27 protein-coding genes are annotated in these 26,652 nt (G+C 71.9%); 18 read left to right on the top strand and 9 right to left on the bottom strand.

What is annotated here, in order from left to right:
- The first annotated feature begins 58 nt into the window (after positions 1-58).
- The 3 genes from J7E91_RS05360 to J7E91_RS05350 all read left to right on the top strand — a co-directional run bounded on the left by J7E91_RS05360 (position 59) and on the right by J7E91_RS05350 (position 3,497).
- On the top strand, positions 59-721 hold the full coding sequence (locus J7E91_RS05360; RefSeq protein ID WP_214899561.1) for a class II aldolase/adducin family protein: 663 nt from the start codon (positions 59-61) through the stop codon (positions 719-721).
- A 90-nt stretch (positions 722-811) separates the two neighbouring features.
- On the top strand, positions 812-1,939 hold the full coding sequence (locus J7E91_RS05355) for an alpha/beta hydrolase (RefSeq protein ID WP_214899559.1): 1,128 nt from the start codon (positions 812-814) through the stop codon (positions 1,937-1,939).
- Between the two features lie 229 nt (positions 1,940-2,168).
- Complete coding sequence (locus J7E91_RS05350; RefSeq protein ID WP_308376065.1) at positions 2,169-3,497, top strand: hypothetical protein; 1,329 nt, start codon at positions 2,169-2,171, stop codon at positions 3,495-3,497.
- Between the two features lie 157 nt (positions 3,498-3,654).
- Here the strand turns inward: J7E91_RS05350 and J7E91_RS05345 are convergent, their stop codons facing one another.
- Positions 3,655-4,056 carry a VOC family protein gene (locus tag J7E91_RS05345; RefSeq protein WP_214899554.1) on the bottom strand — a complete coding sequence of 134 codons (402 nt, stop codon included), beginning with the start codon at positions 4,054-4,056 and terminating at the stop codon, positions 3,655-3,657.
- Between the two features lie 279 nt (positions 4,057-4,335).
- Here J7E91_RS05345 and J7E91_RS05340 point away from each other — a divergent pair, with 279 nt between their 5' ends.
- The 4 genes from J7E91_RS05340 (at position 4,336) to J7E91_RS05325 (ending at position 8,323) form a co-directional block, all read left to right on the top strand.
- Entirely contained in the window at positions 4,336-5,157 is an 822-nt protein-coding gene (locus J7E91_RS05340) for a hypothetical protein (protein ID WP_308376063.1), read from the top strand.
- A gap of 94 nt (positions 5,158-5,251) precedes the next feature.
- Positions 5,252-6,850, top strand: a complete 1,599-nt coding sequence (locus J7E91_RS05335) for an ABC-F family ATP-binding cassette domain-containing protein (protein ID WP_214899552.1) — start codon at positions 5,252-5,254, stop codon at positions 6,848-6,850.
- 331 nt (positions 6,851-7,181) lie between these two features.
- Positions 7,182-7,403: a helix-turn-helix domain-containing protein gene (locus tag J7E91_RS05330; protein WP_010987827.1), complete on the top strand. Its 222-nt coding sequence runs from the start codon at positions 7,182-7,184 to the stop codon at positions 7,401-7,403.
- A 128-nt stretch (positions 7,404-7,531) separates the two neighbouring features.
- Positions 7,532-8,323, top strand: coding sequence for an enoyl-CoA hydratase/isomerase family protein (locus tag J7E91_RS05325; RefSeq protein WP_214899550.1), 792 nt, complete (start codon positions 7,532-7,534; stop codon positions 8,321-8,323).
- Positions 8,324-8,372: 49 nt separating this feature from the next.
- Here J7E91_RS05325 and J7E91_RS05320 read toward each other — a convergent pair whose 3' ends face one another.
- A complete protein-coding gene (locus J7E91_RS05320; RefSeq protein WP_251015222.1) occupies positions 8,373-9,152 on the bottom strand; it encodes a hypothetical protein in 780 nt (259 codons plus the stop codon).
- Positions 9,153-9,246: 94 nt separating this feature from the next.
- Here J7E91_RS05320 and J7E91_RS05315 point away from each other — a divergent pair, with 94 nt between their 5' ends.
- The 5 genes from J7E91_RS05315 to amaP are packed head-to-tail and all read left to right on the top strand — an operon-like array spanning position 9,247 to position 11,691.
- Positions 9,247-9,735 carry an Asp23/Gls24 family envelope stress response protein gene (locus tag J7E91_RS05315; RefSeq protein WP_214899548.1) on the top strand — a complete coding sequence of 163 codons (489 nt, stop codon included), beginning with the start codon at positions 9,247-9,249 and terminating at the stop codon, positions 9,733-9,735.
- Positions 9,736-9,748: 13 nt separating this feature from the next.
- Positions 9,749-9,940, top strand: coding sequence for a hypothetical protein (locus tag J7E91_RS05310; protein ID WP_028814280.1), 192 nt, complete (start codon positions 9,749-9,751; stop codon positions 9,938-9,940).
- Positions 9,941-9,948: 8 nt separating this feature from the next.
- Entirely contained in the window at positions 9,949-10,296 is a 348-nt protein-coding gene (locus tag J7E91_RS05305; protein WP_214899546.1) for an Asp23/Gls24 family envelope stress response protein, read from the top strand.
- Positions 10,293-11,105 carry a DUF6286 domain-containing protein gene (locus J7E91_RS05300; protein ID WP_214899544.1) on the top strand — a complete coding sequence of 271 codons (813 nt, stop codon included), beginning with the start codon at positions 10,293-10,295 and terminating at the stop codon, positions 11,103-11,105. Before J7E91_RS05305 ends, J7E91_RS05300 begins: the two co-directional genes overlap by 4 nt.
- Before the next feature lie 7 nt (positions 11,106-11,112).
- Entirely contained in the window at positions 11,113-11,691 is a 579-nt protein-coding gene (gene amaP, locus J7E91_RS05295) for an alkaline shock response membrane anchor protein AmaP (protein ID WP_214899542.1), read from the top strand.
- A 69-nt stretch (positions 11,692-11,760) separates the two neighbouring features.
- Here amaP and J7E91_RS05290 read toward each other — a convergent pair whose 3' ends face one another.
- The 6 genes from J7E91_RS05290 to J7E91_RS05265 all read right to left on the bottom strand — a co-directional run bounded on the left by J7E91_RS05290 (position 11,761) and on the right by J7E91_RS05265 (position 17,283).
- Positions 11,761-12,516 carry an SDR family oxidoreductase gene (locus tag J7E91_RS05290; protein WP_214899540.1) on the bottom strand — a complete coding sequence of 252 codons (756 nt, stop codon included), beginning with the start codon at positions 12,514-12,516 and terminating at the stop codon, positions 11,761-11,763.
- Positions 12,506-14,311, bottom strand: a complete 1,806-nt coding sequence (locus J7E91_RS05285) for a glycoside hydrolase family 15 protein (RefSeq protein WP_214899539.1) — start codon at positions 14,309-14,311, stop codon at positions 12,506-12,508. Before J7E91_RS05285 ends, J7E91_RS05290 begins: the two co-directional genes overlap by 11 nt.
- A 114-nt stretch (positions 14,312-14,425) precedes the next feature.
- Positions 14,426-15,235, bottom strand: coding sequence for an SURF1 family protein (locus J7E91_RS05280; protein ID WP_214899538.1), 810 nt, complete (start codon positions 15,233-15,235; stop codon positions 14,426-14,428).
- Between the two features lie 75 nt (positions 15,236-15,310).
- Positions 15,311-15,544, bottom strand: a complete 234-nt coding sequence (locus tag J7E91_RS05275) for a hypothetical protein (RefSeq protein ID WP_028814273.1) — start codon at positions 15,542-15,544, stop codon at positions 15,311-15,313.
- A 96-nt stretch (positions 15,545-15,640) separates the two neighbouring features.
- Positions 15,641-16,624 carry a DEDDh family exonuclease gene (locus J7E91_RS05270; RefSeq protein WP_214899537.1) on the bottom strand — a complete coding sequence of 328 codons (984 nt, stop codon included), beginning with the start codon at positions 16,622-16,624 and terminating at the stop codon, positions 15,641-15,643.
- On the bottom strand, positions 16,621-17,283 hold the full coding sequence (locus J7E91_RS05265; protein ID WP_214899536.1) for a TetR/AcrR family transcriptional regulator: 663 nt from the start codon (positions 17,281-17,283) through the stop codon (positions 16,621-16,623). The genes J7E91_RS05270 and J7E91_RS05265 overlap by 4 nt, the downstream gene beginning before the upstream one ends.
- A gap of 127 nt (positions 17,284-17,410) precedes the next feature.
- Between J7E91_RS05265 and J7E91_RS05260 the strand changes: the two genes are divergently transcribed.
- The 5 genes from J7E91_RS05260 to J7E91_RS05240 are packed head-to-tail and all read left to right on the top strand — an operon-like array spanning position 17,411 to position 22,367.
- Complete coding sequence (locus J7E91_RS05260) at positions 17,411-18,208, top strand: acetoacetate decarboxylase family protein (protein WP_214899530.1); 798 nt, start codon at positions 17,411-17,413, stop codon at positions 18,206-18,208.
- The gene (locus tag J7E91_RS05255; RefSeq protein ID WP_214899528.1) at positions 18,208-19,092 is read left to right on the top strand and encodes an SDR family NAD(P)-dependent oxidoreductase; all 885 of its coding nucleotides are present in this window, start codon (positions 18,208-18,210) and stop codon (positions 19,090-19,092) included. The genes J7E91_RS05260 and J7E91_RS05255 overlap by 1 nt, the downstream gene beginning before the upstream one ends.
- A gap of 12 nt (positions 19,093-19,104) precedes the next feature.
- Complete coding sequence (locus J7E91_RS05250) at positions 19,105-20,400, top strand: amidohydrolase family protein (protein WP_214899526.1); 1,296 nt, start codon at positions 19,105-19,107, stop codon at positions 20,398-20,400.
- Complete coding sequence (locus J7E91_RS05245; protein WP_214899524.1) at positions 20,397-21,629, top strand: amidohydrolase family protein; 1,233 nt, start codon at positions 20,397-20,399, stop codon at positions 21,627-21,629. Before J7E91_RS05250 ends, J7E91_RS05245 begins: the two co-directional genes overlap by 4 nt.
- Before the next feature lie 24 nt (positions 21,630-21,653).
- Positions 21,654-22,367 carry a VIT family protein gene (locus tag J7E91_RS05240; protein WP_214899523.1) on the top strand — a complete coding sequence of 238 codons (714 nt, stop codon included), beginning with the start codon at positions 21,654-21,656 and terminating at the stop codon, positions 22,365-22,367.
- On the opposite strand, the gene J7E91_RS05235 is transcribed toward J7E91_RS05240, so the two are convergent.
- Positions 22,364-25,462 carry an NACHT domain-containing NTPase gene (locus J7E91_RS05235; protein ID WP_214899521.1) on the bottom strand — a complete coding sequence of 1,033 codons (3,099 nt, stop codon included), beginning with the start codon at positions 25,460-25,462 and terminating at the stop codon, positions 22,364-22,366. The genes J7E91_RS05240 and J7E91_RS05235 overlap by 4 nt on opposite strands.
- A 178-nt stretch (positions 25,463-25,640) precedes the next feature.
- Here J7E91_RS05235 and J7E91_RS05230 point away from each other — a divergent pair, with 178 nt between their 5' ends.
- Positions 25,641-26,540, top strand: a complete 900-nt coding sequence (locus J7E91_RS05230; protein ID WP_214899519.1) for a sterol desaturase family protein — start codon at positions 25,641-25,643, stop codon at positions 26,538-26,540.
- The last annotated feature ends 112 nt before the right edge of the window (positions 26,541-26,652 follow it).

Here is a 26,652-nt window from a genome sequence, read left to right as displayed (position 1 = left end):
CCCGTGATCACCGGTCCGCACTACAGTGCCCCGGCTCCCGCTGGCAGGATCTGGCCCCATGACCGAGCAGCGGCGGCAGGACGCGATCGAACGGGCCTGGGACGACTTGGTGGCCACGGCCCGCAGGACAGTGCGCGAAGGGCTGGTGGTCGGCACCTCGGGCAATGTCTCCGTACGCGTCGGCGAACTCGTCCTCGTCACCCCGAGCGGAGTTCCGTACGACCGGCTGCGACCGGAGGACGCCGTCGCCGTCGACCTCGACGGGCAGCAGCGACTGGGCAGGCTCAGCCCCACCAGCGAGCTCCCGATGCACCTCGCGGTCTACCGCAGCACCGGCGCGGCGGCCGTCGTCCACACCCACGCCGTGCACGCCACCGCCGTCTCCACCCTCGTGCCCGAGCTGCCCCTCGTGCACTACATGGCCGCGGCTCTCGGCGGCCCCGTCCGCACGGCCGCGTACGCGACGTACGGATCGCGGGAGTTGGCCGAGAACATGCTCCTGGCCCTCCGCGACCGCTCGGGCTGCCTGCTGCGCAACCACGGCACCGTGACCTACGGAGACACTCTCGACCAGGCCTACGACCGCGCCGCGCAGCTGGAATGGATGTGCAGGCTCTGGCTCACCGCGAGCTCGGTGCCGGGCCGTGAGCCGTCCCTGCTTTCCGAGGACCAGCTGCATGAAGTACAGGAAAAGCTGAAGGGGTACGGGCAGCGCGGCTGAAAGCTGACGCCCCGCCACGAAGCTCCGTCGAAGGAGCCGTCCGGCCCCCGCCCACTGGCCCCGCGCCCCGCGGATGCGGACACTGGAGCGGTGCGCCCGGCTACAGCGACGGCGGCGGCCGTCACCACACTCATCGGCGTCGGTGCGGCAGCGGTCGCGATCGGCCGTTACGCCGGCGACGCCGCGCTCAAGGCGTCGGCCGGCAGGCCGCTGCCCGGCGACCCCTGGCTCACCGTGCACGCCACCGCGCCGGGCCGGGTCACCCTGACGCGCTGCCTGGCCTCCCTGCGCCCCGGCACGTACGGCATCGAGGGCCCCGGCGTCCACGCGGTCGTCGGGCCCGTCGTCGACAACGCGCCGCACACCGCCGACACCGTCGTACGCCGCCTGGAACGCGTCAGCCACGGCGCACTCACCGCCGGCGCCAGGGTGCGGCTCACCCCGCAGCTGTACGTCGGCGATCCGCGCACCGCACTCGGCATCGACCACGTCGACGTGGACGTGCCCGGTGAACTCGGCTCACTGCCCGCCTGGTTCCTGCCAGGGGCACGCAGCACCTGGGTCATCACCGTGCACGGCCTCGGCACCACGCGGGAACACCCCATGAACCTCATGCCCTTCCTGCGGGCCCAGCACCTTCCGGTCCTTGGCCTCGCCTACCGGGGCGACGCCGGTGGCCCCAGGCCGCCGGACGGCCTCGGCCACCTCGGCGACTCGGAATGGCGCGACGTGGACGCCGCCATCCGCTACGCCGTCCGAAGCGGCGCCGAGCGCGTCATCCTGCACGGCTGGTCCACCGGCGGGGCCATGGCCGTGCACGCCGCGGTGCACTCCCCGCTCCGCGACCGCGTCAGCGGCCTCGTACTCGACTCCCCGGTCCTCGACTGGGAGGCCACGGTGCGGGCCCTGGCCGTCGCCCGCCGCACGCCGGGCGCGCTCCTCCCGCTCGCCGTCAGGGCCGTGCAGGGCCGCACTGGAGTGCACGGCGACCGCCTGCGCGAAGCGGCCGGTGAGGGCGGGCTGCGCGTACCCACGCTGGTCCTCCACGGCCCGGACGACACCGTGGCCCCGTGGCACCCTTCGCGGGAGCTGGCCGGGATGCTCCCCGGTCTGGTCGTCCTCCACCCCGTTCCGCACGCCCCGCACGCGGCCATGTGGAACGCGTCCCCGGCCATGTACGAAGAGGTTCTGCGGCGCTTCCTGACCCCCCTGATGTAGCCCGGAGCCCCGGCCGCGTCCGGAATATCCGGCCCGTCCGGCGGGGAAAAGTTCCGGCCAGGTGGCGTCCACGAACGGCAAGTTCGATTCCGTTTGGGCTTTCGGGGCGTCACCGGCGAGACTGCTCTCCGTGACGTCCCGTACCCCGCGCGACTCCAGGCTCCGACTTGTCCGCCCGCGACCCCTCGCCGCTGCCCTCCCCCTGACTTCTCAGGGCGGACGCCAGGCCGTGACGAACCGGCGTACCCGCCCGGCCCCGAGGCCCCCCGAGGGCACCCCGCCCCCCGCGGAACTGGCCCGGCAGGCCAGGGCCGTACTCGCCGACGCCGTCCGCGTCGCACGCTGGGCCTCCCCGTCGCCGCGCGGCGGCAAGTCCCACGTCGAGCCCGGCCGGGACGGCGCGCTCTCCGCCGCGGCCGTCCAACAGGCCTCGGGGGACCTGGACTTGACTCCGTCCCAGGTCCGCGCGGGCTGGGACAGGGCCAGGCTCGCCGGCCTGATCGAACTGCACGGGGACCGCACCCGGCCCGGCTGGCGACTGCGCGCCTGGGACCGTGACGACGCGGCCGTACTGCGCGGCTGGGTCGCCCTCTTCGACGCGTGGTCGATCGTCCACCCCGCGCCCGACGGCATCGCCGCCACCGCCGTCGCCGAGGTCGTGGAAGCCGTCCCCCAAGTGCTCTCCCTCCTCCAGCTCTCAGCCGGTCCCGTGCAGGTGCCGGCCCTGCTCGACCTGCTCGAACAGCGCGTCGCCGAGCTGCGCGAAGAGCGCTGCGAGGTCCCGTACGGTCCGCAGCCGCTCCCGGATCCGGCCACCACGCCCGCCACCCCTGCCGCCTCCCTCCCCCTCCTCCTCGACTGGGCCCTGGAGGGCCAGGCCGCCGTCGGCGCCCTGACCCTCGGGCCCGGACTCGCCACCCTGACCGCGCTCGGCAACTGGGCGGTGTGGGTCAAGCTGGAGCAGATCTGCGTCGCGGCGCAGAGCCCCGCCGGGAACATCGAGCAGTCCGCCGAGGACATGCTGCGCGGCTGCGCCCGCCTGACGCCGGGCCCGGCCCGTGCCGAGTACCGGGCCTGGCTCGCCGCCCGTACCGTCTCCAGTGCCGTCACCGAGCTCCTCGAAGCCGCCCGGGGCGAGGACGCGCTGCTGCGCGGACTCGCCTTCGAGGCGCTGCGGGTGGTCGGCGCCCCGGCGGAGTCCGGCGTACGGGCCGCGGCCGACGACAGCTCGCTGCGCCCCTACGCCCTGCTGTGGCTGGCGGAGTACGAGGGCGCCGACCCCGAGGACGCCCACGAGATCCTCACCCGCGAGGAGTCCACCTGGCTGTGGGTGGACACGGCCGCGGCCGTCGCGGACCACGGCGAGACGCAGCTGCTCGTACGCCATCTGGATGCCGCCGTGCAGTCGACCGTGCCGGCGCTGCTGGAGGAAGTGCAGGCGATCGGCCACCCCCGCACCGTCCAGGTCCTGGTGGCCCTGGCCGCGGCCCACCCGGACCCCGCCCTGGCGAAGGCGGTACGCAGAGCGGCGTTCCAGGTCCACACGGGCGGCGTGTAGCGCCGAGGCCGGGGGGCGGACGACTCTTTCCGTCCCCGGTTCCGTCCCCGGACATCGGACGGGCTGAGGTCGCCCAGGGCCGGAATTCAGCCCTTCGGCGTTCGAGGACACGGCAGGAGGGCGTCGGGGCTACGGGGTCTTGCCCGTACTCGCCGCGTCAGCCCCCGATCGCCGGGGTGTACGTGCCGAAGCTCCAGAGGTTGCCCTCGGGGTCCCGCGCCATGTAGTCCCGCGATCCGTAGGGCTGGTCGGTCGGCGGCATCAGGGTCTCCACCCCGTGTTCCACCGCCCGCGCGTGATGCGCGTCCACGTCGTCGACCACCACGTACACACCCACCGGCCCCGCGTCCGCCATCGCCTTGGCGAAGACGCCCTCCCGGCCGTGCGACCCCACCATCACCGCGCCATTGCCGTACGCCAGCTCCGCGTGCTCCACGTAACCGCTCTCGCTCTCGTACAGCGCGACCTCGCGGAAACCGAAGGCCTCCTTCAGCAACCGGATGGCGGCCTTGGCGTCCTTGTACAGAACCGTCGGGTAAATGCTCGGTGCACCGGCCATGCCGATCACCTCATCCTCTCGTCGAGTGTGACGTGGCTCTCAGTCTTGCACCGGCCACTGACAACGCCGCTCTCTGCTCAGTCCCTCTGCTCATCCGCACTGCGCCGAGTGCCAGCCGGTTGATCCACTTTCGCCCCTCGCCCCAGGCGGCCGGAACGGGGCCGAACGGGGGACGCGCCCGCCCCCGCCCGCCGTGTCGGCCGGGCCCGCCACCCGGCCCCCCGGCACCCGCGGCTACGTTCTGTGCCTGGTCCATGGGCGGCGCCGCAAGGGGGAATCGTGACTGTCAGCACGTCAGCGGCGGCTCCGGCCGGTGGCGCCCGCGATTCCGCCGCCCCCCGAACGCGGCGCGCCACAAGCGGCTTCCTCCCCCCGCGCGCGCCCCGCGACCGCCGCCGCCACGCCCTGCGCATCGGGCTCACCCTCGCCGCCGCGGCCCTCGCCCTGCCCCTGGTCACCGCCGCCCACCAGGCCAGGCCAGCCCCGTACGGCGACCGGCTCACCGCCCACACCCCCGCGGCCCGCCCCGACCCCGCCCTGCGTATCAAGGGCGGGGCGGTCGAGGCGTACGACGCGACGAGCGGCCGGCGGCACTGGACGCACACCCGCGCCGGGCGCCGCCCCCTCGCCCTGCGGCCCGCCCCCGGCCACGCCTTCACCCTGTGGAGCGACGGCCTGGTCACCGACACCGCCCGCACCACCGGCCGTACGGTCCGCTGGCACCGCGCCGTACCCGGCCTCTCGCACTGGCTGTCGGCCGACGCCCAGGCCCGCGCCGCCGGTGTGCTGCAAGCCCTCGACCCCGCCGTCGGCATGCTCGCCGTGGTCACCCCGCAGCGCATCGCGGCGTACCGCACCGTGGACGGCGACCTGCGCTGGGTGCTGCCCGCCGAGCCCGGCTGCGTCTTCGACGCGCGCCGCACGGCCCGCACCGGCGGCGCGCTGCTGGTCGCGCAGCCCTGCGGCGCCGCCGCCCCCTGGACCGCCGAACTGATCGCCCTCGACGATCTCGGCCGGATCGTGCCCGATCGCACACCGCTCGGCAACGCCCTGCGGGGCGACAAAGCCCGCGCCAGAAAAGTAGTTGCGGGCGACCGTTAGACTGGGTCTATGGCAACTCTCCTTGTGCATTAGACGGCGTCGAAGAAGTCTCCGCCCGTCCCTTCCGCCGTCCATACCGCCCTGGAGTTTTACCTTGATCACCGCCTCCGGCATCGAGCTGCGCGCCGGCGCCCGCCTCCTCATCGAGTCCGCCTCCTTCCGTATCGCCAAGGGCGACCGCATCGGCCTCGTCGGCCGCAACGGAGCGGGCAAGACGACCCTCACCAAGTGCCTCGCCGGTGAAGGCACCCCCGCCGACGGCACGATCACCCGCTCCGGCGAGGTCGGTTACCTCCCGCAGGACCCGCGCACCGGCGACCTCGACGTCCTCGCCCGCGACCGCATCCTCTCCGCCCGCGACCTCGACGCGGTCCTGCGCAAGATGCGGGAGAACGAGGAGCGCATGTCGAACGGACAGGGCGCCACCCGCGAAAAGGCGATGAAGAAGTACGAGCGCCTGGAGACGGAGTTCCTCACCAAGGGCGGTTACGCCGCCGAGGCCGAGGCCGCCACCATCGCCGCCGCACTCGGTCTGCCCGACCGCGTCCTCGGCCAGCCCCTGCACACGCTGTCCGGCGGTCAGCGCCGCCGCGTCGAGCTGGCCCGCATCCTCTTCTCGGACGCCGACACCCTGCTCCTCGACGAGCCGACCAACCACCTCGACGCCGACTCGATCGTCTGGCTCCGGGACTACCTCAAGACGTACCGCGGCGGCTTCATCGTGATCTCCCACGATGTCGACCTGGTCGAGACGGTCGTCAACAAGGTCTTCTATCTGGACGCCAACCGCTCCCAGATCGACGTCTACAACATGGGCTGGAAGCTCTACCAGCAGCAGCGCGAGGCCGACGAGAAGCGCCGCAAGCGCGAGCGTCAGAACGCCGAGAAGAAGGCCTCCGCCCTCAACTCCCAGGCCGACAAGATGCGCGCCAAGGCGACGAAGACCGTCGCCGCGCAGAACATGGCCAAGCGCGCCGAGCGGCTGCTCTCCGGCCTCGAAGCGGTACGCGTCTCCGACAAGGTCGCCAAGCTGCGCTTCCCGGACCCCGCGCCCTGCGGCAAGACCCCGCTGATGGCGGAGGGCCTGTCCAAGTCGTACGGCTCGCTGGAGATCTTCACCGACGTCAACCTGGCCATCGACAAGGGCTCGCGCGTCGTCATCCTCGGCCTCAACGGCGCCGGCAAGACGACCCTGCTGCGCCTCCTCGGCGGCGCCGAGAAGCCTGACACGGGTGAAGTCATCCCGGGGCACGGCCTCAAGCTCGGGTACTACGCCCAGGAGCACGAGACGCTCGACCCGGAGCGTTCGGTACTGGAGAACATGCGCTCGGCGGCGCCCGACCTCGACCTCGTCGCGGTCCGCAAGACGCTCGGCTCGTTCCTCTTCACCGGCGACGACGTCGACAAGCCGGCCGGAGTCCTCTCCGGCGGTGAGAAGACCCGCCTCGCGCTGGCGACCCTGGTCGTCTCGTCCGCCAACGTCCTGCTCCTCGACGAGCCGACGAACAACCTCGACCCGGCCAGCCGCGAGGAGATCCTCGGCGCCCTGCGCACGTACAAGGGCGCGGTCATCCTCGTCACCCACGACGAGGGAGCGGTCGACGCGCTGGAGCCGGAGCGGATCATTCTGCTGCCGGACGGCGTGGAGGACCTGTGGGGTCCGGACTACAAGGACCTCGTCGCCCTGGCCTGATCCACTGGCGCTGGATCATTCGGCTTACGGGTGATCCTTCATCTGAGTGAGTGGCTCTCGTACCCCGGCGCGTCATGCACCGGATTGCGGCCCGTCCCTTATGGGGCGGGCCCTCTGCGTTCCCCTGCCGCTCTGCCCGCGCTGACCTGCCCTTTCCCTGCGGATCTCGTCCGAACGTACGGCGGTGAACCTGCGGAACTGTGCGTTCCGATTGCGGCGGGCGGTTCCTCTCCGGCAAACGTTGTTGTACGGACCTTGCCGAATGGGTGGCCAGGAAGGCCGGGAGGGGTGATCATGAGAGTCCAGAGCGCACTTCCTTGAGGAGGCACGGGTGGCCGAGACTCTGAAGAAGGGCAGCCGGGTAACCGGCGCCGCGCGCGACAAGCTCGCGGCAGACCTGAAGAAGAAGTACGACTCCGGTGCGAGCATCCGGGCGTTGGCCGAAGAGACCGGCCGCTCCTACGGATTCGTACACCGGATGCTCAGCGAGTCCGGCGTCACGCTGCGGGGACGCGGCGGGGCGACACGAGGCAAGAAGGCCACTACGGCCTGACCGCCTCGGGCGGGCCCGGCCCATCGGTTTTTGGGCGGTGGCCACCCGGTCGATCGCAGGATCGTCCGGGTGGTTACTGTGCAGTCACTTACTGACCGCACGACTGCCACCCGAACCGGAGGCGCCACATGGCTTCGCTCGACTCTGTGCTCGACAAGGACGGCGTACGACTCACCGTCGAGGACGCCGTTGCCACGGTGACCCTGACCAATGCGGCAAAGCGCAACGCCCAGTCTCCCGCTCTGTGGCGGGCGTTGACAGAAGCCGGACGGTCTCTTCCTGGCAGCGTGCGGGTCGTGGTGCTGCGCGGCGAGGGCAAGTCCTTCTCCGCCGGCCTGGACCGGCAGGCGTTCAGCCCCGAGGGCTTCGACGGTGAGCCCTCCTTCCTTGATCTCGCACGTGGCTCCGACGAAGACCTCGACGCGGTCATCGCCGAGTACCAGGAGGCATTCACCTGGTGGCGGCGCAGCGACCTCGTCACCATCGCCGCCGTACAGGGCCATGCCATCGGCGCCGGTTTCCAGCTCGCCCTCGCCTGCGACCTGCGGGTCGTCGCCGAGGACGTGCAGTTCGCCATGCGCGAGACCAGCCTCGGGCTCGTCCCCGACCTCACCGGTACGCACCCGCTCACCAGCCTTGTCGGTTACGCGCGTGCGCTGGAGATCTGCGCCACCGGACGCTTTGTCCACGCGGCGGAGGCGGAGCGTACCGGCCTGGCCAACCTCGTCGTGCCCGGTGACGAACTCGACGGCGCGGTACGCGACTTGGCGGGCGCACTGCTGGCCGCGCCGCGCGACGCGGTGATCGAGACCAAGGCGCTGCTCCAGGGTGCGTCCTCGCGTACGTACGAGGACCAGCGCGTCGCGGAGCGCGCCGCCCAGGCCCGCAGGCTCCGCGACCTCGCGGGCCTCGGCGACTGACGCGCCGGCCGATGCGCCGGCCGCAGCGTCGTCTGATGCGCCGGCCGGCTCACTCCACGTGGGTCACCAGGACGGCCACCGTGGGCCGGTCGTCCTGGGACGCCGCGACCGCCCTGCGCACCGCGACGGCCACCGCCAGCGCGCGGTGGCCGGCCGCCGTCGCCAGCTCGACCCGCAGGTGGCCGTCCGTGTACTGGACCGGGGCGCCGAGGGTGCGGGTCAGGCGGGCCACGCCGGGGACGGCCGCCGCGGCCGCCGCCGCCCGGTCCACTCTGCCGCTCTCCTCCGGCCCGTCCGGCCTTTCCACCGGCTGCGGTGAGGAGTCTGAGGAGTCTGGGGAGTCGTCGGGCTCGTACGCCTCGTCGTCTCCACCGCCGTTTCCCTCGTCCGGCGGAGTGGTCGCCACGAGTTCCTGGGCGGCTTCCACCAGGTCCGTCACTCGCAGGTCCACGGCCGTCACCGCGAGCCCCAGCCGCGCCGAGGCAGCCTCCCGCAGCGCGATGCGCAGCCGCTCCGCCCGGTGGGGCAGCGGCTCGCCCACCGCCGTCGCCGTGAAGTCCGCCTCGATACGCAGCGGCCCGGGCGGCAACGCGCCCGGCGGCGGCGGAACGGCGGGTGCGACAGCCGCGTCCGGGTCGCTGAGCCCGATGCGCAGCCGCCCCAGACTCACGCCGACGCCGAGGCCTGCGACCTCCGCCGCCGCTTGCCGCAGAACCGAATCAGCCGCCTTCTCCGCAAGCCACGCGCCGTCCGACGCCTCGCCCAGGGGCAGCAGTCTGCCCAGGCCGAGTCGTCGCCGTACTGCCCGGGTCAATCCATCAGGTGCCATAGCTCCAGCCTGCCGCATTCCCGGCGCGAGATCGGGCAACCGGACCTAATGTGGGCAGTGGAGTCCAGTACCGCCCGGAAAGGGACGAACGGCCATGACTGACACCACGCAGCGAAACCGGCCTGACAACCCCGACAAGGGGTCGCCGGGCGCGGAGGGGAAAAAGACCTCCGTCACGAAGCGCGGCGGCGGTGATCCGTCGTCCCGCGGTCGTACGACGATCGCCGACGGTGTGGTCGAGAAGATCGCCGGTCTCGCGGCCCGCGACGTAGTTGGTGTGCATGCCATGGGCAGCGGCCTCTCCCGCACCTTCGGGGCCGTCCGCGACCGGGTGCCCGGCGGGGCGAAGTCCGTCAGCCGGGGCGTCAAGGTCGAGGTCGGCGAGGTGCAGACGGCTCTGGACCTGGAGATCGTCGTCGAATACGGCGTATCGATCGCCGATGTCGCCCGCGCGGTCCGGGAGAACGTCGTATCGGCCGTGGAACGCATGACGGGCCTTGAGGTCGTCGAAGTCAATATCGCGGTCAGCGACGTGAAGCTGCCCGACGAGGAAGAGGAAGAGCAGGAGCCACGTCTCCAGTAGAGGGAGCAGCACGATGAGCATGGCGGTGGTCGGCCTGGTGGCCGGTATGGCGCTCGGGTTCGCCGGATACTTCGGCGGCTTCGGAGCATTTCTGCTGGTGGCGGCGTTGGGCGCGATCGGCTTCGTAGTGGGTAAGTTCGCCGACGGCGACCTCGAACCCGGCGATTTCTTCCGCGTGGGTGAGCGCGGCGGCCGGCCGAGGTGACCCCCGCGATGGCCGCCGGTCAGGTCCAGGCCGCCGAGCGCGGCGCGACCCGGATCGCCGACCGGGTCGTCGCGAAGATCGCCGCGCAGTCGGCGCGCGAGGCGCTCGGGAAGGTGCCGGAGGGCGGCAAGGCGCCGCACGCGACGGTGACCGTGCATCACGACAAGGCGCGGGTACGGGTCGTCCTCGAACTCGGCTACCCCAGCGACATCGGCGGTCAGTGCGGCGCTGTACGCCGTGAGGTCGCCCACGGGGTGAGCACGTTGGCGGGAATGGAGGTGTCCGAGGTGGCGGTTCACGTCGAGCGGCTGCACTCGGCTGACGCACTCCACGCGAAGCGCGGGAGGATCCGATGAGCGAACCCGATATCGGCGACCTGGGTGACATCGGCGACAGCGGGCGCACGCAGCGGCTTCCCATCATCGAGCGCGTGCAGGAGCCGTCCGGGACACCCGGTTCGCCGGCCCCGCCCGGTTCGGCCGGTCCACCTGGTTCGGCGGGACCACCCGGTTCGGCCGGGCCACCGGATTCACCGCATTCCCCCGGACCGCCCGTGCTCGGTAACTCCTCGTCCACCACGGGGTACGACCCGGTGCCGACCCTCGAAGAGGAGGACGGCTGGAGGGCCGGTCGCTTCTGGTCCGCCCGCCGGGTGCCGGCCGCGCTCGTCGCCCTGGTGGTGCTCGGCGCCGCCGGGCTGCTGCTGTACGACATCGGGGCGGTACGGGCCGGCCACCCCGCGATGCGGTGGCGCCGCGAGCTGGCGGACGGCCTCGCGACGCGGCCCCTGGACAACGTGTGGGTGCTGGTCGGCGCGGGTGTCGCCGCCGCCCTCGGCCTGTGGCTGCTGCTCTTGGCCGTCACGCCCGGGCTGCGCGCGATCCTGCCGATGCGGCGTACGTCGGCCGACACCCGGGCCGGACTCGACCGCAGGGCCGCCGCGATGATGCTGCGCGACCGCGCCATGGAGGTGTCCGGCGTGCAGTCCGTACGGGTGGCGGTGGGGCGCTCCAGGGTACGTGTGCGGGCGGTGTCCCACTTCCGTGAACTCGACGACGTACACGAAGACTTGGACACGGTGCTCGCTGCCGCCATCCGGCAGCTCGGGCTGGCCGGGCGGCCGGGTCTGTCCGTGCGCGTCGGCCGGCCGGCGAAGAAGGGATGACGGGGCGATGCCGAAGAAGGTCAACCGTGTCCTGCTCGGGCTCGCGGGCCTGGTGCTGCTCGCCGTCGGCGGAGGGGTACTCGCCACCGGGCTCGGGATGTCCGTACCGTCGTGGTGGCCGTTCGACGGGCGCGACGATGTGCTGCTGAGCGAGGCGGACCGTACGAGGTGGCGGGACGCCGGGTGGTGGTGGCCGGTCGTCATCGCGGTCCTCGCGGTGCTGGTCCTGCTGGCCATGTGGTGGCTGCTCGCCCAGCTGCGCCGGCACCGGCTCGCCGAGGTGCTGGTCGACAGCCGTGACGGCGAGGGCGCGGTGCTGCGGGGACGGGCGCTGGAGAAGGCGCTGGCGGGCGAGGCGCAGACGCTGGACGGGGTGGAGCGGGCACATGTGGCGCTGACCGGCCGCCGGGACGCGCCCCGGGCACGCGTCGCGCTGCTCCTCGCGCCCCACGCGGAACCGGCCGAAACGCTGTCCGGGCTGACGCGCGGGGCGCTGGCCCACGCGCGGAACTCGGCAGGCTTGGAGTCACTCCCGGCGGAGGTCCGCCTGCGGGAGGTCAAGCATGGGGCGCGGCGGGTGAGTTGAGGCGGCGGCTGCCGCCGGGGCCGGCGGAAGGTGCCCGGCTCCCGGCCCCGTGCGGCCTGCGTCGGGAGGTCAGAAGCCGTGGCGGGCGCCGCCGTCGACGGGGAGCATGATGCCTGTCAGGTACGACGCCGCCGGGGACAGCAGGAACGCCGCCGCCTTGCCGAACTCCTCCGGCCTGCCGTAGCGCCGCAGCGGAATGCGCGACTCGTTGGCCGCGCGCGCGGCCTCCGCGTCGCTGGACAGCGCGTCCAGCTGCCGCACCCGGTCCGTGTCGATCCGGGCCGGCAGCAGGCCCACGACCCGGATGCCCCGCGGGCCCAGATCGTCGGACAGGGACTTCGCGAAGCCGGCCAGCCCCGGCCGCAGGCCGTTGGAGATGGTGAGGCCGTGGATCGGTTCGTGGACCGAGCCGGAGAGTACGAAGCCGATGACGCCTCCCTCGGAGAGCTCCGCCGCCGCCGCACGGGCCAGACGTACCGCACCGAGGAAGACGGAGTCGAAGGCCGCCTGCCACTGTTCGTCCGTGTTGTCGGCCGCGACGCCCGGCGCCGGGCCGCCGACGCTGATCAGGATGCCGTCGAAGCGCCCGAAGTGCGCCCGGGCAGTGGCGATCAGGCGCTCCGCCGACGCGGGGTCGGCGTTGTCCGCGGCGACACCCACCGCGTCCGGCCCGAGCTCGGCGGCGGCGTCGGCCACCGCCTTCTCGTCCCGGCCGCTCACCACGACCTTCGCGCCGTTCGCCGTCAACTGCTGCGCCGACGCGAAGCCGAGCCCGCGACTGGCTCCGGTGACGACGTACACCCGGTCCTTCAGTTCAAGATCCATGGGGCCATCCTGCCCCGTCCTCCGCGTCGAGAGCGAGCGCGGACCCCACAAGTCCGATATGACTAAATGCCTGGGGGAAGTTCCCGAGCTGCCGCCCGGTGGCCGGGTCGTACTCCTCGGCGAGCAGACCCACGTCGTTGCGGAGCGTCAGCAGCCGCTCGAAGAGCTCGCGCGCCTCCTTCACCCGTCCCGTCAGCCGCAGCGCGTCGACGAGCCAGAACGAGCAGGCCAGGAACGTTCCCTCGTCGCCGGGCAGGCCGTCGACGGTGAAGCCGTCCGTGCTGTAGCGGCGGATGAAACCGCCGTGGGTCAGCTCGGCCTGTACCGCCTCGACGGTCCCCACGACCCGCGGATCGTCCGGCGGCAGGAAGCCGACCCTGGGGATGAGCAGCGTGGCGGCGTCGAGCTCGCGGGAGCCGTAGTACTGCGTGAAGGTGTTGCGCTCGGGGTCGTACCCCTTCTCGCAGACCTCCCGGTGCACCTCGTCGCGCATCGCCCGCCACCGGTCCGCGTCGCCGCGCAGCGCCGGGTCGCCCTCCAGCGCCCGTACGGCCCGGTCGGCCGCGACCCACGCCATCACCTTCGAGTGCACGAAATGCCGGCGCGGCCCCCTGACCTCCCACAGGCCCTCGTCCGGCTCGCGCCAGTTGGACTCCAGGAATCCGAGGAGGCTGAGCTGCAGGTTCCACGCGTGCGGTTTGGAGCGCAGGCCCCAGGCTCTGGCCAGATGGAGGGAGTCGATGACCTCTCCGTACACATCGAGCTGGAGCTGTTTGACGGCCGCGTTGCCGGTGCGGACGGGCTTGGACCCCTCGTATCCGCTCAGCCACGGCAGTTCCGTCTCGGGGAGCCGGCGCTCGCCGGCGAGGCCGTACATGATCTGGAGGTCCGCCGGGTCGCCCGCGACCGCCCGCAGCAGCCAGTCGCGCCAGGCCGCCGCCTCGTCGATGTAACCGGCGGCGACGAGCGCGCCGAGCGTGAGGGTGGAGTCGCGCAGCCAGCAGTAGCGGTAGTCCCAGTTGCGTACGCCGCCGATCTCCTCGGGGAGCGAGGTGGTGGGGGCGGCGACGATGCCGCCGGTCGGGGCGTACGTGAGCGCCTTGAGGGTGATGAGGGAGCGCAGCACCGCTTCGCGGTAGGGGCCTTCGTAGCAGCAGAGGGCGGCCCAGGCCTCCCAGTCCTGGAGGCTCTGCTCCAGTCCCTGGTGCGGGTCGGTGAAGGGGGGCTGCGGCTCGTGCGACGGGTGCCAAGTCAGGACGAATGCTACCTTTTCGCCCTCGGTGACGGTGAACGACGAGTAGGTCGTGTACTGCTGGCCCCAGGTCTTCACCTGGTCCGCCGGCTCGGTACGCAGCCAGACGGAGTCGGGGCCCGCGACCGCCACCCGGTGCCCGGTCGTGCGGCGCATCCACGGCACGATGTTGCCGTAGTCGAAGCGCAGCCGGAGCGTGGAGCGCATCGCCACCTCGCCGGAGAGGCCCTCCACGATCCGTACGACATCGGGGGCCTTGTCGCGCTGCGGCATGAAGTCGGTGACCTTGACCGAGCCGGAGTGCGTCTCCCAGACCGACTCCAGGATGAGGCTGTTGCCGCGATACGCGCGGTGCCCGCAGGCCCCGGCGCCGGCCGGGGCCATGCGCCAATGGCCGTTCTCCTCGTCACCGAGCAGCGCCGCGAAGCAGGCTGCCGAGTCGAAGCGGGGCAGGCAGAGCCAGTCGATGGAACCGTCCTTGCCGACCAGCGCGGCGGTCTGGAGGTCCCCGATGAGCGCGTAGTCCTCGATGCGTTGGGTCACGCACACTCGTGTTCCCGCACGGGCGTGGCATTAAGCGGCATGGGGCGGTGCCGCCGATGGGCATCGGCGCAGCCTGCCGCCGAGGGCTCGGCTCAGGCGTCGCCGATGAGCGGCTCAGGCGTCGGCGGTGGCCGGCTCGGCCGGTGCGGCGCCGCTCGCACCGGCCTCGCCTTCGGCCTCGGCGGCGCGGTCGCGCAGTTCGCGGCGTACGAGAACGACCCAGCCGACCGGCACTGCGGCGGCGAACAGCCACCACTGCACGGCGTACGCCATGTGCGGGCCGATCGAGTCGGCGTCGGGCTCGGGCACGAGCTGCGGCCCGGCGCCCGCCGGGACGGGCTCCGTCTGCTCGATGTAGCCGCCGAGAACGGGCCGCGAGAGCGCCTTCGCCTGCTGCTCGCTGTTGATCAGCATGATCTGCCGGGGCGGCAGACCGCTCAGGTCCTTGATGCCGCTGCCCGCCGTCGTCTCGTCGGCCTTGAGGCGTCCGGTGACGGTGACTTCGCCCTTGGGCGCGGCCGGGACCTTGGGGAACGCCTGCTGGTCGGCGCCGAACGGGACCCAGCCCCGGTTGACGAGGACGGCCCGGCCGTCGTTCATGACCAGCGGGGTCAGGACGTGGAAGCCGACCTGGTCGTCCGCGTCGGTTCTGCGGCGTACGACGACTTCGTGCGCGGTGTCGTACGTACCGCTGGCGGTCACCCGGCGCCAGTAGTCGGCGCGCGGGACGGTGTGTCCGGGGGAGGTGAGGTCACCGACGGGGAGGGGCTTCGCCCTGAGGTTCGCGGAGATCAGCTTGTTCTGCGCGACCCGGTGCTCGTGCCGGTGCAGCTGCCAGAAGCCCAGCTCGACCATCGTGGGAATGAGGACGAGCATCAGGAGGGTGAGGATCACCCACTGCCGGGACAACAGGAAGCGGTACACGTCCTTGACGTTACCTGGCGCGCGGTGGTCCCCGGCGGGTGGGTCACCCGCCGGGGCGATCCGGCAGGCGGGGCCTCAGACCTTGTCGACGATGCCCACCTTCCCTTCCGCGCGTGCGCAGTGAGCGCCGCAGAACCAGCGGCCCTCCACCTCCACGCCCTGGCCGAGGATCTGGACCCTGCAGTGCTCGCAGATGGGTGCCATCCGGTGGATGGCGCAGGCGAAGCAGTCGAAGACGTGCACCGCGCCCTGCGCGTGCACTTCGAAGGACATGCCGTAGTCGTTTCCGCATACCTCGCAACGTGCCATGCGCCACAGGGTGGGACGGCGGGCGGCGGTAGGGCGAGTGGCCGGCGGGCGAGTCGCGTACCAATCACCCGTCTGCCTCGGCTCGCCTTTCCCGTCTCACCCCTCGGCCGGGGACACGTCCCGCAGCAGCTGGGTGAAGGCCGCCTCGTCGACGACGGGGGTGCCGAAGGACTTGGCCTTGACGGTCTTGGACGTGGTCGAGTCGGGGTCGTTGGTGACGAGCAGGCTCGTCAGCCGGGACACGCTCGTCGCGATGTGCAGGCCCGCCTCGATCGCGCGGTCCTCCAGCAGCTCGCGGTCCACGGACGTGTCGCCGGAAAACGCCACACGCATGCCCTGCTTGAGCAGTTTGCCCGGTTCGTACCGCCCGGGGTTCGGGTACGGACACGCCGGCCGCTTGCGCGACGGGCGCCAGCTGCCTCCGCCTGCGCCCCGGTACGACGCCTGGTGGCCGATCCGTGGTGCGGGGGGCGAGTCCGACCACTCGGTGAGCGGCAGGCATTCGAGCAGCGGCAGCCGCACGCCGCCTTGCGCCGCCGCGTGCAGGCTCGGGCGGAACGCCTCGGCCAGCACCCGCGCGTCGTCGAGGGCGTGGTGCGCACGCTGCTGTACGACGCCGAAATGCGCGGCCAGCGACTCCAGCTTGTGGTTGGGCAGCGGCAGTCGCAGCTCCTTGGAGAGTGCGATGGTGCACAGCCGCTGCTGGACCGGCGCGGTGCGCTCGGCGCGGGCGTACTCGCGGGCGATCATCGACCAGTCGAACATCGCGTTGTGCGCGACGAGCACCCGGCCGTCGAGCCGCTCGGACAGTTCGGCGGCGATGTCCGGGAACAGCGGGGCGTCCACGAGCACATCGCTCGTCAGGCCGTGGATCCAGACGGGGCCGGGATCGCGCTCAGGGTTGACGAGCGTGTACCAGTGGTCCTCCACGTCCCCCCGGTAGTCCAGCCGGTAGACGGCAGCGGAGATTATCCGGTCGTCACGCGCGAGCCCGGTGGTCTCCACGTCGACGACCGCGTACCCCTTCGGGTAGGCGGTCGGCCACGGCGCTGCTGTCGATTGGTCTTCGAGCATGGTCACTGAGGATACGGGCCCCCACTGACAGCCCCGCCCGCCCGGGTGAGCAGACCGTCCACGAGAGCCCTCACGGAGTTGACGAAGAGGCGTTCGGGATCGGCGGGCCGGGCCAGGGCGCGCGCCAGCGCTGGGTCGTGTTCCGCCGTGTCCGCGCCCCACAGGTCCTCCTCGCCCGGGTGCTGCGCCGGGGCGCGTTCGCGATTGCGCTCGACGAGGACGTACCCGACGACCTGGAACTGGACCGCCCGTACGGCCTCGGCGGCTCTCGCGCCGCGCAGGCCCGCCGCGTGCACCTCGTGGACGAGGGCCTGCTGGGCGGGCAGGAACATCCGCTCGGTGAGGCCGCGTTCGTGGACCATCGCGATGAGGTGGGGGCGCTCGCGCAGTTCGCGGCGCAGGCCGCGGGCGACGGAGACGATGCGGGCGGCCGGGGTGCGGCCCGCCGGGCGGACGGCGCCCATCTCCTCGACGGTCCGCTCGACGAGGGCGTCGAGGAGCGACTCGCGGTTGCCGACGTGCCAGTAGATCGAGGTGACCGCCGTACCGAGCTCGGCGGCGAGTTTGCGCATCGTGAGCGACGCCGGACCGTGCTGCTTGACGAGAGTCGCGGCGGCGTTCAGGACCTCGTCGCGGGTCAGTGCGGTGCGTGTGCTGCGTGGCATGGCGCCCCCAAATCCCGTGCGCGCACGGCTCTTTACCCTTCATCGGCACGGGTGTAACAGTGTTACAGATTCCAGGTTCGAGATTCCAGGTTCCAGAGTCCTCCCTCCCGACGAAGGGCGGTACGACATGGCACGCGTACGGTACGGCGCGCGGACCGAGGCCGAGATCGCGGCGGCGCGCGCATCCAGTTCCAAGCTCCCCGACATCTGGTCCACCGGTGTGGTGGCCCTCTGGGAGAGCGACCCGGACGCGGTGGCGGCCGTACTGCCGCCACCGCTCAAGCCCGCCGAGCGGCCGTTCGTACGAGCCGCCATCAGCAAGGTCGAGCTGCCGGGCTATCCGCTGGGCGCGGGTTCGGTGGCGGTCGCCGCCGTCCATGACGGGGTCACCGGCTGGTACCCCCTCGTCATGCCGATGACCCACGAACGGGCCCTGACCGGTGGCCGCGAGGTCTTCGGCGAGCCGAAGAAGCTGGGCGAGGTGACCGTCGACCGCGACGGTCCGGTCGTACGGGCGGCGCTCGCCCGGCACGGCATCGACTTCGTCGAGGTGCGGGGCGCGGTGGAGGGCCCGCTGCCGCTGCCCGGACCGGCCCAGAAGGTGGACTTCTACTACAAGTTCCTGCCGGCGGTGGACGGCCGGGGCTTCGACGCCGACCCGGTCCTCGTGCACTGCGTCCGCAACGAGAAGGTCCGCAGGCTGGAGCGGATCACCGGCGACGTGGTGCTGCGCGAGTCGATGTACGACCCGGTCGCCGATCTGCCCGTACACCGCGTCGTGGAGATCACCATCGGCGAGAAGACCACCGACCAGAAGGGGCGGGTGGTGGAGCGGGTGAGCGGGCGGGCGCTGCTTCCGTACATCCACCAGCGGTACGACGATCCGCGGCAGATCCTCGACGGCCCGCCGGAAGGGAGCGTCTGATGCGGCTGGCGCAGGGGCAGGTCGCGGTGGTCACGGGCGCGGCGAGCGGCATCGGGCTCGCGCTGGCCCGCCGGTTCGCCGCCGAGGGGCTCAAGGTCGTACTCGCCGATGTGGAGGAGGGCGCGCTGGACAAGGCTGCGGCCGAACTCCGGGCGGAGGGCGCGCAGGTGCTCGCGCGCGTCGTCGACGTCAGCGAGCGCGCCGACGTCACCGCGCTCGCTGACGCGGCGTACGACACCTTCGGCGCGGTGCACGTGCTGTGCAACAACGCGGGGGTCGGCTCCGGCGCGGAGGGCCGCATGTGGGAGCACGAGGTGAACGACTGGAAGTGGGCGTTCGCGGTGAACGTGTGGGGCGTGTTCCACGGCATCCAGGCGTTCGTTCCACGGATGATCGCCGGTGGCGAACCCGGGCACGTCGTCAACACGTCGTCGGGGGACGGCGGAATCGCCCCGCTGCCGACCGCGTCCGTGTACGCCGTCACCAAGGCGGCCGTCGTGACGATGACCGAGTCGCTGTACGCCCACCTGCGGGCGGAGAACGTTCCCGTGAGCGCGTCGGTGCTTTTCCCGGGACCGCACATGCTCCGTACGGGGCTGTGGGAGTCGCACAGGAACCGTCCCGCGCGCTACGCCAAGGAACGGCCGCGCAAGACGCCGTACCGCAGCCTCGGGCAGTGGGAGACGGCGATGAGGGAGGCGGGGCACGAGATCGAGTTCACGCCGGTCGAGTACGTCGCCGAGACCGTCGTGGACGGGATCACCGCGGACCGCTTCTGGATGCTGCCGGCGAGCGAGCACAGCGACCGGCAGATCCGCGCCCGGGCGCGGTCGATGCTCGACCGCGCCAATCCGTCGTACCTGGAGAGCTTCATCCTCGACTGAGGGGGACAAGCGATGACAGCACAGACAGCACAGAACGACCCGTACCTGATCATCTCCTCCGACTGCCACGCCGGTCTGCCGACCGAGCAGTACCGGCCCTACCTGGACAGCGCCTTCCACCGCGACTTCGACGACTTCCTCGGGCAGCGCGACGCCCGCCGTGAGGAGATGACGCGCCTGGGCGTACGCAACGAGGCCTTCGCCGCCAAGTGGTTCCAGGACAACGAGGAAGGGCTGCGCGGCGGCTGGGACACGGCCCGGCGTCTCAAAGAGCTCGACGGCGACGGGGTGGCCGCCGAGGTCGTCTTCCCGGACGCCGATGCCGTCGACAGCCGGACCGCCGCCCCCTTCGGCGTCGGCCTCGGCCTCTCCGGCGACCAGGACCCGCGCCTGGGCATGGCGGGCGCGCAGGCGCACAACCGGTGGCTCGCCGAATTCGTGGCCCAGAACCCCGAACGGCACTGCGGCGTGGCGCTCCTGCCCGTCACGGGCGACGTGGAGAAGGTCGTCGCCGAGATTTACCGGGCCAAGGAGTCAGGGCTCGGCGCCCTGATGATCCCCTCGATGTGGGTGGACAGGGCGCCGTACCACGACCGCCGTTACGACCCGGTGTGGGCGGCCGCGGCCGAGACGCGGATGCCGGTCGTGACCCACTCGGGCGCCGCGCCGCGCCACGAGTACGGCGACCACCTGGGCATCTACGTCTCCGAGGTGACGTGGTGGCCGGCCAGGCCGCTGTGGTTCCTGCTCTGGTCGGGCGTCTTCGAGCGCCACCCGGGGCTGAGGTTCGGCGTCGCCGAGTCCGGCTGCTGGTGGCTGCCGAACCAGCTGTGGTTCATGGACCGCCTGTACCTGGGCGCGCACGGCGGAAAGAAACTCTCCCCCTTCGCGGAGCTGAAGCGGCCGCCGAGCGAATACCTGGACCGGCAGGTCTTCATCTGCGCCACCAACACCAAGCGCCGGGAACTCGCGCAGCGCTACGAGATCGGCGTCGACAACATCCTGTGGGGCAGCGACTTCCCGCACCCCGAGGGCACCTGGCCCGACACGCGCGCGTGGCTGAAGCGAACCTTCCACGACATCCCCGTCACCGAGACCCGCCGCATCCTCGGCCTGGCCGCGGCCGAGGTCTTCGGCTTCGACACGGCGAAACTCGCCCCGCTCGCACGCCGCATCGGCCCGACGCCGGAGGATCTCGGCCAGCCCGACGACCAGGGGGCCGTCGAGGCGTCGTGGGCGAGGTCGCGCGAGGTGGGGCGCCACTGGCTGACCGGACAAGACTTCCCGGTGCTGGGAGTTTCACCATGACCGACGACGACCGGTACACCGTCATCTCCGCCGACTGCCACGCGGGCGCCGATCTCCTCGACTACAAGCCGTACTTGGAGAAGCGGCACCACGACGACTTCGACGCGTGGGCGGCGACGTACGTCAACCCGTACGAGGACCTCCTCGCCGACACCGCCGACCGCAACTGGAACTCCGCGCGCCGCCTGGCCGAGCTGGAGGCGGACGGCATCGTGGCAGAAGTGGTCTTCCCCAACACCATCCCGCCCTTCTTCCCCAGCGCCTCGCTGATGGCCCCCGCACCCTCGAAGGCCGAGTACGAACAGCGCTGGGCGGGACTGCGGGCCCACAACCGGTGGCTGGCGGACTTCTGCGAGGCCGCACCCGGACGGCGGGCGGGCGTCGCGCAGATCCTCCTCAACGACGTCGACGAGGCGGTACGCGAGATCCGCCGCACCAAAGCGGCAGGCCTCACCGGGGGCATCCTGCTGCCCGGCGCGCCACCGGGCTCGGGCATACCCGAGCTCTACTCACAGGCGTACGACCCGATCTGGGCCGTCTGCGAGGAGCTGGACGTACCCGTCAACCACCACGGCGGCTCCGCGTCCCCGCCGCTGGGCGACGAACCGGCCGCCCGCGCCGTCTTCATGGTGGAGACGACATGGTTCTCGCACCGGGCCCTGTGGCACCTGATGTTCGGCGGGGCGTTCCGCCGCCACCCCGGCCTGAAGCTGGTCCTCACCGAACAGGGATCGGGCTGGATACCGGGCGTGATCGAGATGCTGGACTACTACCACTCCCGGCTGGTCGCGGCAGCGAGCCGCGCCTCCACCGCGGAGTCGAAATTCGGCGCGGGACTGGCGGGCTCGATGGGCAGCAGCCCCGGCGAGGTCTGGCGCGACAACTGCTACGTCGGCGCGAGCTTCATGCGCCCGCACGAGGTGCCACTGCGCGACCGGATCGGCCTCGACAAGATCATGTGGGGCAGCGACTATCCCCACGACGAAGGTACGGCGCCGTACTCCCGCGAGGGCCTGCGCATCGCGTACGCCGGACTGCCGAGGGAAGAGGTCGCCGCCATGGTGGGCGGGAACGCGGCCCGCGTGTACGGCTTCGACCTCGCCCTCCTCCACCCGGTCGCGGCGAAGGCCGGCCCGCTGGTGGCGGAGGTGGATGAGCCCCTCACCGAGATCCCGCCCGACGCGACGAGTCCGGCCTTCGCGCCGGGCGGGTCGGTACGCGTCTGGTGACGCCACGGGTGAGAACCTCCCCGGGTGACTGAGCAGCAGACTCATGACGAAGCCCACGGCGGAGCCCTCGGCACGCGCCTGAACTGGCTGCGCGCCGGGGTGCTCGGGGCCAACGACGGCATCGTCTCGACCGCCGGCATCGTCGTCGGCGTCGCCGGGGCGACCGACGAGCGGTCCGCGCTCCTGACGGCGGGCCTCGCCGGACTGCTCGCCGGGTCGATGTCGATGGCGGCGGGGGAGTACGTATCGGTGTCGACGCAGCGCGACTCGGAGGAGGCCGCGCTGGCCGAGGAGCGGCGGGAGCTACGGGAGGAGCCGGAGGCGGAACTGGCCGAACTGACCGAGCTGCTGGCCGCGCGTGGCCTGTCCGAGGACGTGGCCCGCGAAGCCGCCCAGCAGCTCACCGAACGCGACGCGCTGCGCGCGCACGCGCGCGTGGAGCTCGGAATCGACCCCGAGGACCTCACCAACCCCTGGCACGCGGCGGCCGCCAGCTTCGTCGCCTTCACGGTGGGCGCACTGCTCCCACTCCTGGCGATCACCCTCCCACCCCCGTCCTGGCGGCTCCCGGTCACGGTCGTGTCGGTACTCATCGCGCTGGCCTTGACGGGCTGGAGCAGCGCCCGGCTGGGTGCCGCGCCCCCGAGGCCGGCGGTGCTGCGGAACATGGCGGGCGGAGCGCTGGCTATGGCGGTTACTTATGGGGCGGGGTCGTTGTTGGGGGCGGCGGGGGTTTAGCGGTGGTCGATGAGACGCTCCGGGGGGAAGAGTGCCGCCCCGTGCACCGGCGTATTGAGATACGTGTGAATGGTGAGGTTCTCCAGGTCGGCGAGGGGAGTGAGGTCGATGGGGCCTTCGCAGTCACTCAGGCTGAGATGCGCCAGGTGTGGCAGGTCCCGCAGCGCCTCCAGGCCCGAGACGAGCCGGCATTTTCCCAGGTGCAGTCTTGTCAGCTCCTGGTGACGAACCACAGTGCCGAGGTCGAGGGAGGCCTGGTCGACCATCTGCAGAGTGGTCAGCCGGAACGGGCAACTTTTCGCGGCCAGTTGCCGGCTCTGCATGTCACCCGCGATTGTGAGCGATTCGAGCCCGGGCCACCGTTCGAGCCCGTCGAGGCGGATGGCGGCGGCCTCTCCGAAAAGGCCGAGGCTGCGGAGGCCGGGACGGGCCGGGATGTCACCGACACTCGCCACCCCCGGAAGGAAGTAGGAGAGTACCAATGCGTTCAGCTCGGGCAGTTCGGCGACCGACGCCAGCGACAGTCCATCGGCGAGCCGGTAGAGGAACAACTGCTGGAGTGGCAACCGGCGCAGCGGCCCGAGATCCGTCACGGACGGACACTCGTCGATCCCGAGCGATTCCAGGTGCGGCAGCGACGCCAGCGGGGACAGGTCGCGCAGTCGGGGGTCCTTGTTGATGAACAGCGCCTCAAGGGAGGCGTGACCGGTGATCTCTGGGGGGATTCTGTGCTCACCTTCGAGCCAGAGATACGTGAGGTGGCGCAGTCCGGGAAGCTCGGCCACCTGTTCCGGCGTGCGGACCTTGAGGTATGTCTTCGGCAGGGTGGCACCCGACAGCACCGTGTCGGCGTACTCCTTCGCGTCGAACGCGCTCCAGTTGGCGGACACCTGGAAAGCGACGGGAAACCGCGGGTCCTCACGGAACCGTGCGATCACTGCCAGCGCCGCATCGCCCCCGACGAGGGCCGCCATGCGTACGACCGCCGCCGCGCTCTCCTCGTCCAGTCCGTCGGGACCCGGCAGGAGTTCGAGCACCAGCTCGCCCACCTTGGCGAGCTCCTCCGCGTCCTCGATGCCGCGCGGCGGCAGCAGATCCGCCGTACGCTCCTCAACCTCGAAGCGGACGCCAGAGCTCAGCTCCGGCGCGTGCTCCAGGCAAGCCGCGGCCAACAGGGTCAGTCGGTGCCGATGTCGCTTGACCCGGTCCGCCCGCCGCAACAACCTCCGCAGCAGCGTGGCCCGTTCCTCCGGTCTCGCGTGTCCGACCGCCATCCGCACCACATCGTCCCACTGGTCGTCGTGGGCCTTGCTCACCAGCAGCCCGAAGTCGCGGGCCTCCACGGCCGCCTTCGCACCCAAGTAGTCCTGGAAGGTCCGGTGTACGAAGTCCACCACGCCCGGCGCCGGCTCGCGGAGCAGTCCGCTGCGGATCAGCAGATGGGAGAAGACCTGCCGCGCGTCGCCCTGGCGCTGCACCTGAGGCATCGCGTCGAGCCATTCGTCCACCATCTCGACGGCTTCCTCGCGCAGCGCCTCGGTCTGGCCGTTGCGGATGAGCCAGTACGCCAGACGCTGCAGCAGCAGGATCTGTTCGTCCCGGGCGAGGTCGACGCCCTCTACACCCGTGATCTCGCGCTCCGTGTCGCGCCGGATGAGCAGCATGTCCAGTGCCGCGTCGTACAGCTCCTTGCGGGCCCGCGGCAGATTCATCCTCCGGTCCCGGTTGAGGGCGCACAGCAGTGCGCACATCAGGGGGTTGGTGGCGAGTCGGCCAAGGTCTCGCCGGGTCGTGACAGCGTGGAGCAGTGACTGCTCGTAGGTGCCGAGGAGTTCCGTCTCGGCGGGGAACTCCATGCGCGCCGAGTCGTGCCAGTGCGCGACGAACGCACGGATGTCGTCCCTGTCCATCGGCAACAGCGAATGCGGCACGAATCCCTGGCCGGCGAGCCAGTCCTCCGGCACCGCCGACGGCCGCGTCGTGACGACGTACCGCGCCTGCGGGAAGGCCGCGATCAGAGACCTCAGCCAGGCCTCCGTGCGGCTGCGCAGCCGCATCGGCACCTCGTCCACGCCGTCGACGAGTACCAGCGCCCGGCCCTCCGACAGCAGTGACTCCGCCCACCCGGCGGGTGCGGACCCGTGCAGCGGCACCCCGGCCGTCCGCAAGAAGTCCTCGGGCATCGGCAGTTCCGCCGACGCCGTGAAAGACCGCAGCCGCAGTACGAATGGCACGGAACGGTTCCACTCCGCCAGCTCGCGCGGAAAGCTGCGTCGCGCCGCGTTGAGCGCCAGCCACTGCACCAGAGTGCTCTTGCCCGAGCCCGCGGGCCCCCGCAGCATCACGCGCCGCGCGCCGGACAGCGCCTGCTCGGCCGTGACCGTGACCGGGCCGTTGTGCGGCAGGGCAAAGTCGTCCCTGGCACCGCCGCCGTCACCACTCACCGCGAGACTGATGTACGCCGTGTCCAGCGGCCACTCGCTGCCCGACCGCCCCAGCGTCAGCCCGAACAGTTCCAGCCGCCCGTGGGTCTGGGCCACGAAGTCGGCGTACCGCTGCTCGAAGGCCAGGGCCGCCGCGTCCGGGCGCGGACCGACCCTCGCCCGTACGTCGTCCACCAGCTCGCGCGTACGCCCGGCCGCCCGCGTCTGTTCCACCGCCGCCCGCGCCGGGAAATGGGGATGCGCCGTCAACTGCTCCACCAGATGCGCGCAGCACAGGCCGAGCAGCTCCTCGTACAGCTCCTCGCCCCGCGCGCTCAGCCCGGCCGCCGGACCCCGCAGTCCGGCCGCCAGCCGCACCGGGTCCAGGTCCACCGCGAACAGCCGCTCCGGGCCGATCTCGCCCGCCGCCTCGAACGCGTCCCGTACCGCGTCCGCCGCCGCCAGCCGCTCGGCCTCTGGGACGTCGGCGTACGCCTGCGACAGGCGGCGCGCCAGCACCTTCGCCAGCCTGCCGGGGCCCGGCGGGCGCGGCAGCGGGCGGACCGGGGCGTCGACCAGGCCCGCGCCGGGGCGGGGGATCAGTAAGGACTTGGCCGCCGCGCCGGCGACCGTGCCCGCGAGCCGGGCTAAGACAACTTCGAGGCCCTGCACGGGCGTTCCTCCACAGTGAGGCCGACGGTGTGGGTGTCGGTGGACCAGCATCGTATGCCGGGCGACCCGCCCGCCAGAGGCTGAATTCCGCATCGCGCACCCCGCTGACAAGCCGTCTCGCATACTTGTCGGTAACCACCCCTAGCCGAGCGCTCACCTGCGCCTCTATCGTGCGGGCATGCCGAACCTGCCCGATGTCGTGCTCTGGTCGATACCGGCCTTCGTACTGCTCACCGTGCTCGAAATCGTCAGCTACCGCCTCCATCCCGACGAAGACGCCGCCGGGTACGAGACCAAGGACGCCGTCACCAGCGTCAGCATGGGGCTCGGCAGCATCGGCTTCGACCTGCTCTGGAAGATCCCGATCGTCGCGATCTACATGGCGGTGTACGAGCTGACGCCCGCCCGCGTCCCCCTCCTGTGGTGGACGATCCCGCTGATGCTGCTCGCGCAGGACTTCTTCTACTACTGGTCCCACCGCGGCCACCACGTCATCCGCATCCTGTGGGCCTGCCACGTCGTCCACCACTCCAGCCGCAAGTTCAACCTCACCACCGCTCTGCGTCAGCCCTGGACGAGCCTCACCGTCTGGCCGTTCTACCTGCCGCTGATCGCCTGCGGCGTGCACCCGGCCGCGCTCGCGTTCTGCTCCTCCGCGAACCTCGTCTACCAGTTCTGGGTGCACACCGAGCGGGTCGGCAAGCTGCCGCGCCCCTTCGAGTACGTCCTGAACACGCCGTCCCACCACCGCGTCCACCACGCCTCCCAGGGCGGTTACCTGGACCGCAACTTCGGCGGCATCCTGATCCTCTGGGACCGGCTCTTCGGCTCCTTCGCGGCCGAGACCGAGCGGCCCGTCTACGGCCTGACCAAGAACATTGAGACGTACAACCCGCTGCGCGTCGCCACCCACGAGTACGCCGCCATAGTCCGCGACGTACGAGCGGCAACGAGCTGGCGCGAGCGCGCGGGCCGGATCTTCCGCGGCCCCGGCTGGCAGCCGCGCCGCCCGGCGGAGCCGGGAGTGACCGGACAGGCCGGGCAGACGCAGGAAGCCGCCGCGGGACAGGCCGCGTGAGCGCGGCCGCCGCACCCGGGGGCCGGTCCGCCGACGTGGATGCCGATGTGAGCGCCGGTACGGGCGCCGTCGCGGACGCCCCGGCCGCCGACGCCGCCACGGGCCCGCCAGC

The sequence above is a fragment of the Streptomyces sp. ISL-99 genome, from assembly GCF_018614005.1.
Taxonomy (GTDB): domain Bacteria; phylum Actinomycetota; class Actinomycetes; order Streptomycetales; family Streptomycetaceae; genus Streptomyces; species Streptomyces flavidovirens.
Note: the sequence above shows the minus strand (reverse complement) of the source record. Positions and strands in the feature narration are given on the sequence as shown.

Bases quoted from the DNA above. Each gene is read 5' to 3' on its own strand.
- J7E91_RS05255 (WP_214899528.1), top strand. From the start codon at position 18,208: ATGCGGCTGGCGCAGGGGCAGGTCGCGGTGGTCACGGGCGCGGCGAGC.
- J7E91_RS05310 (WP_028814280.1), top strand. From the start codon at position 9,749: ATGAGCATGGCGGTGGTCGGCCTGGTGGCCGGTATGGCGCTCGGGTTC.
- J7E91_RS05250 (WP_214899526.1), top strand. From the start codon at position 19,105: ATGACAGCACAGACAGCACAGAACGACCCGTACCTGATCATCTCCTCC.
- J7E91_RS05260 (WP_214899530.1), top strand. From the start codon at position 17,411: ATGGCACGCGTACGGTACGGCGCGCGGACCGAGGCCGAGATCGCGGCG.
- J7E91_RS05275 (WP_028814273.1), bottom strand. From the start codon at position 15,544: ATGGCACGTTGCGAGGTATGCGGAAACGACTACGGCATGTCCTTCGAA.
- J7E91_RS05290 (WP_214899540.1), bottom strand. From the start codon at position 12,516: ATGGATCTTGAACTGAAGGACCGGGTGTACGTCGTCACCGGAGCCAGT.
- J7E91_RS05300 (WP_214899544.1), top strand. From the start codon at position 10,293: ATGAGCGAACCCGATATCGGCGACCTGGGTGACATCGGCGACAGCGGG.
- amaP (WP_214899542.1), top strand. From the start codon at position 11,113: ATGCCGAAGAAGGTCAACCGTGTCCTGCTCGGGCTCGCGGGCCTGGTG.
- J7E91_RS05230 (WP_214899519.1), top strand. From the start codon at position 25,641: ATGCCGAACCTGCCCGATGTCGTGCTCTGGTCGATACCGGCCTTCGTA.
- J7E91_RS05265 (WP_214899536.1), bottom strand. From the start codon at position 17,283: ATGCCACGCAGCACACGCACCGCACTGACCCGCGACGAGGTCCTGAAC.
- J7E91_RS05305 (WP_214899546.1), top strand. From the start codon at position 9,949: ATGGCCGCCGGTCAGGTCCAGGCCGCCGAGCGCGGCGCGACCCGGATC.
- J7E91_RS05345 (WP_214899554.1), bottom strand. From the start codon at position 4,056: ATGGCCGGTGCACCGAGCATTTACCCGACGGTTCTGTACAAGGACGCC.
- J7E91_RS05245 (WP_214899524.1), top strand. From the start codon at position 20,397: ATGACCGACGACGACCGGTACACCGTCATCTCCGCCGACTGCCACGCG.
- J7E91_RS05320 (WP_251015222.1), bottom strand. From the start codon at position 9,152: ATGGCACCTGATGGATTGACCCGGGCAGTACGGCGACGACTCGGCCTG.
- J7E91_RS05315 (WP_214899548.1), top strand. From the start codon at position 9,247: ATGACTGACACCACGCAGCGAAACCGGCCTGACAACCCCGACAAGGGG.
- J7E91_RS05325 (WP_214899550.1), top strand. From the start codon at position 7,532: ATGGCTTCGCTCGACTCTGTGCTCGACAAGGACGGCGTACGACTCACC.
- J7E91_RS05360 (WP_214899561.1), top strand. From the start codon at position 59: ATGACCGAGCAGCGGCGGCAGGACGCGATCGAACGGGCCTGGGACGAC.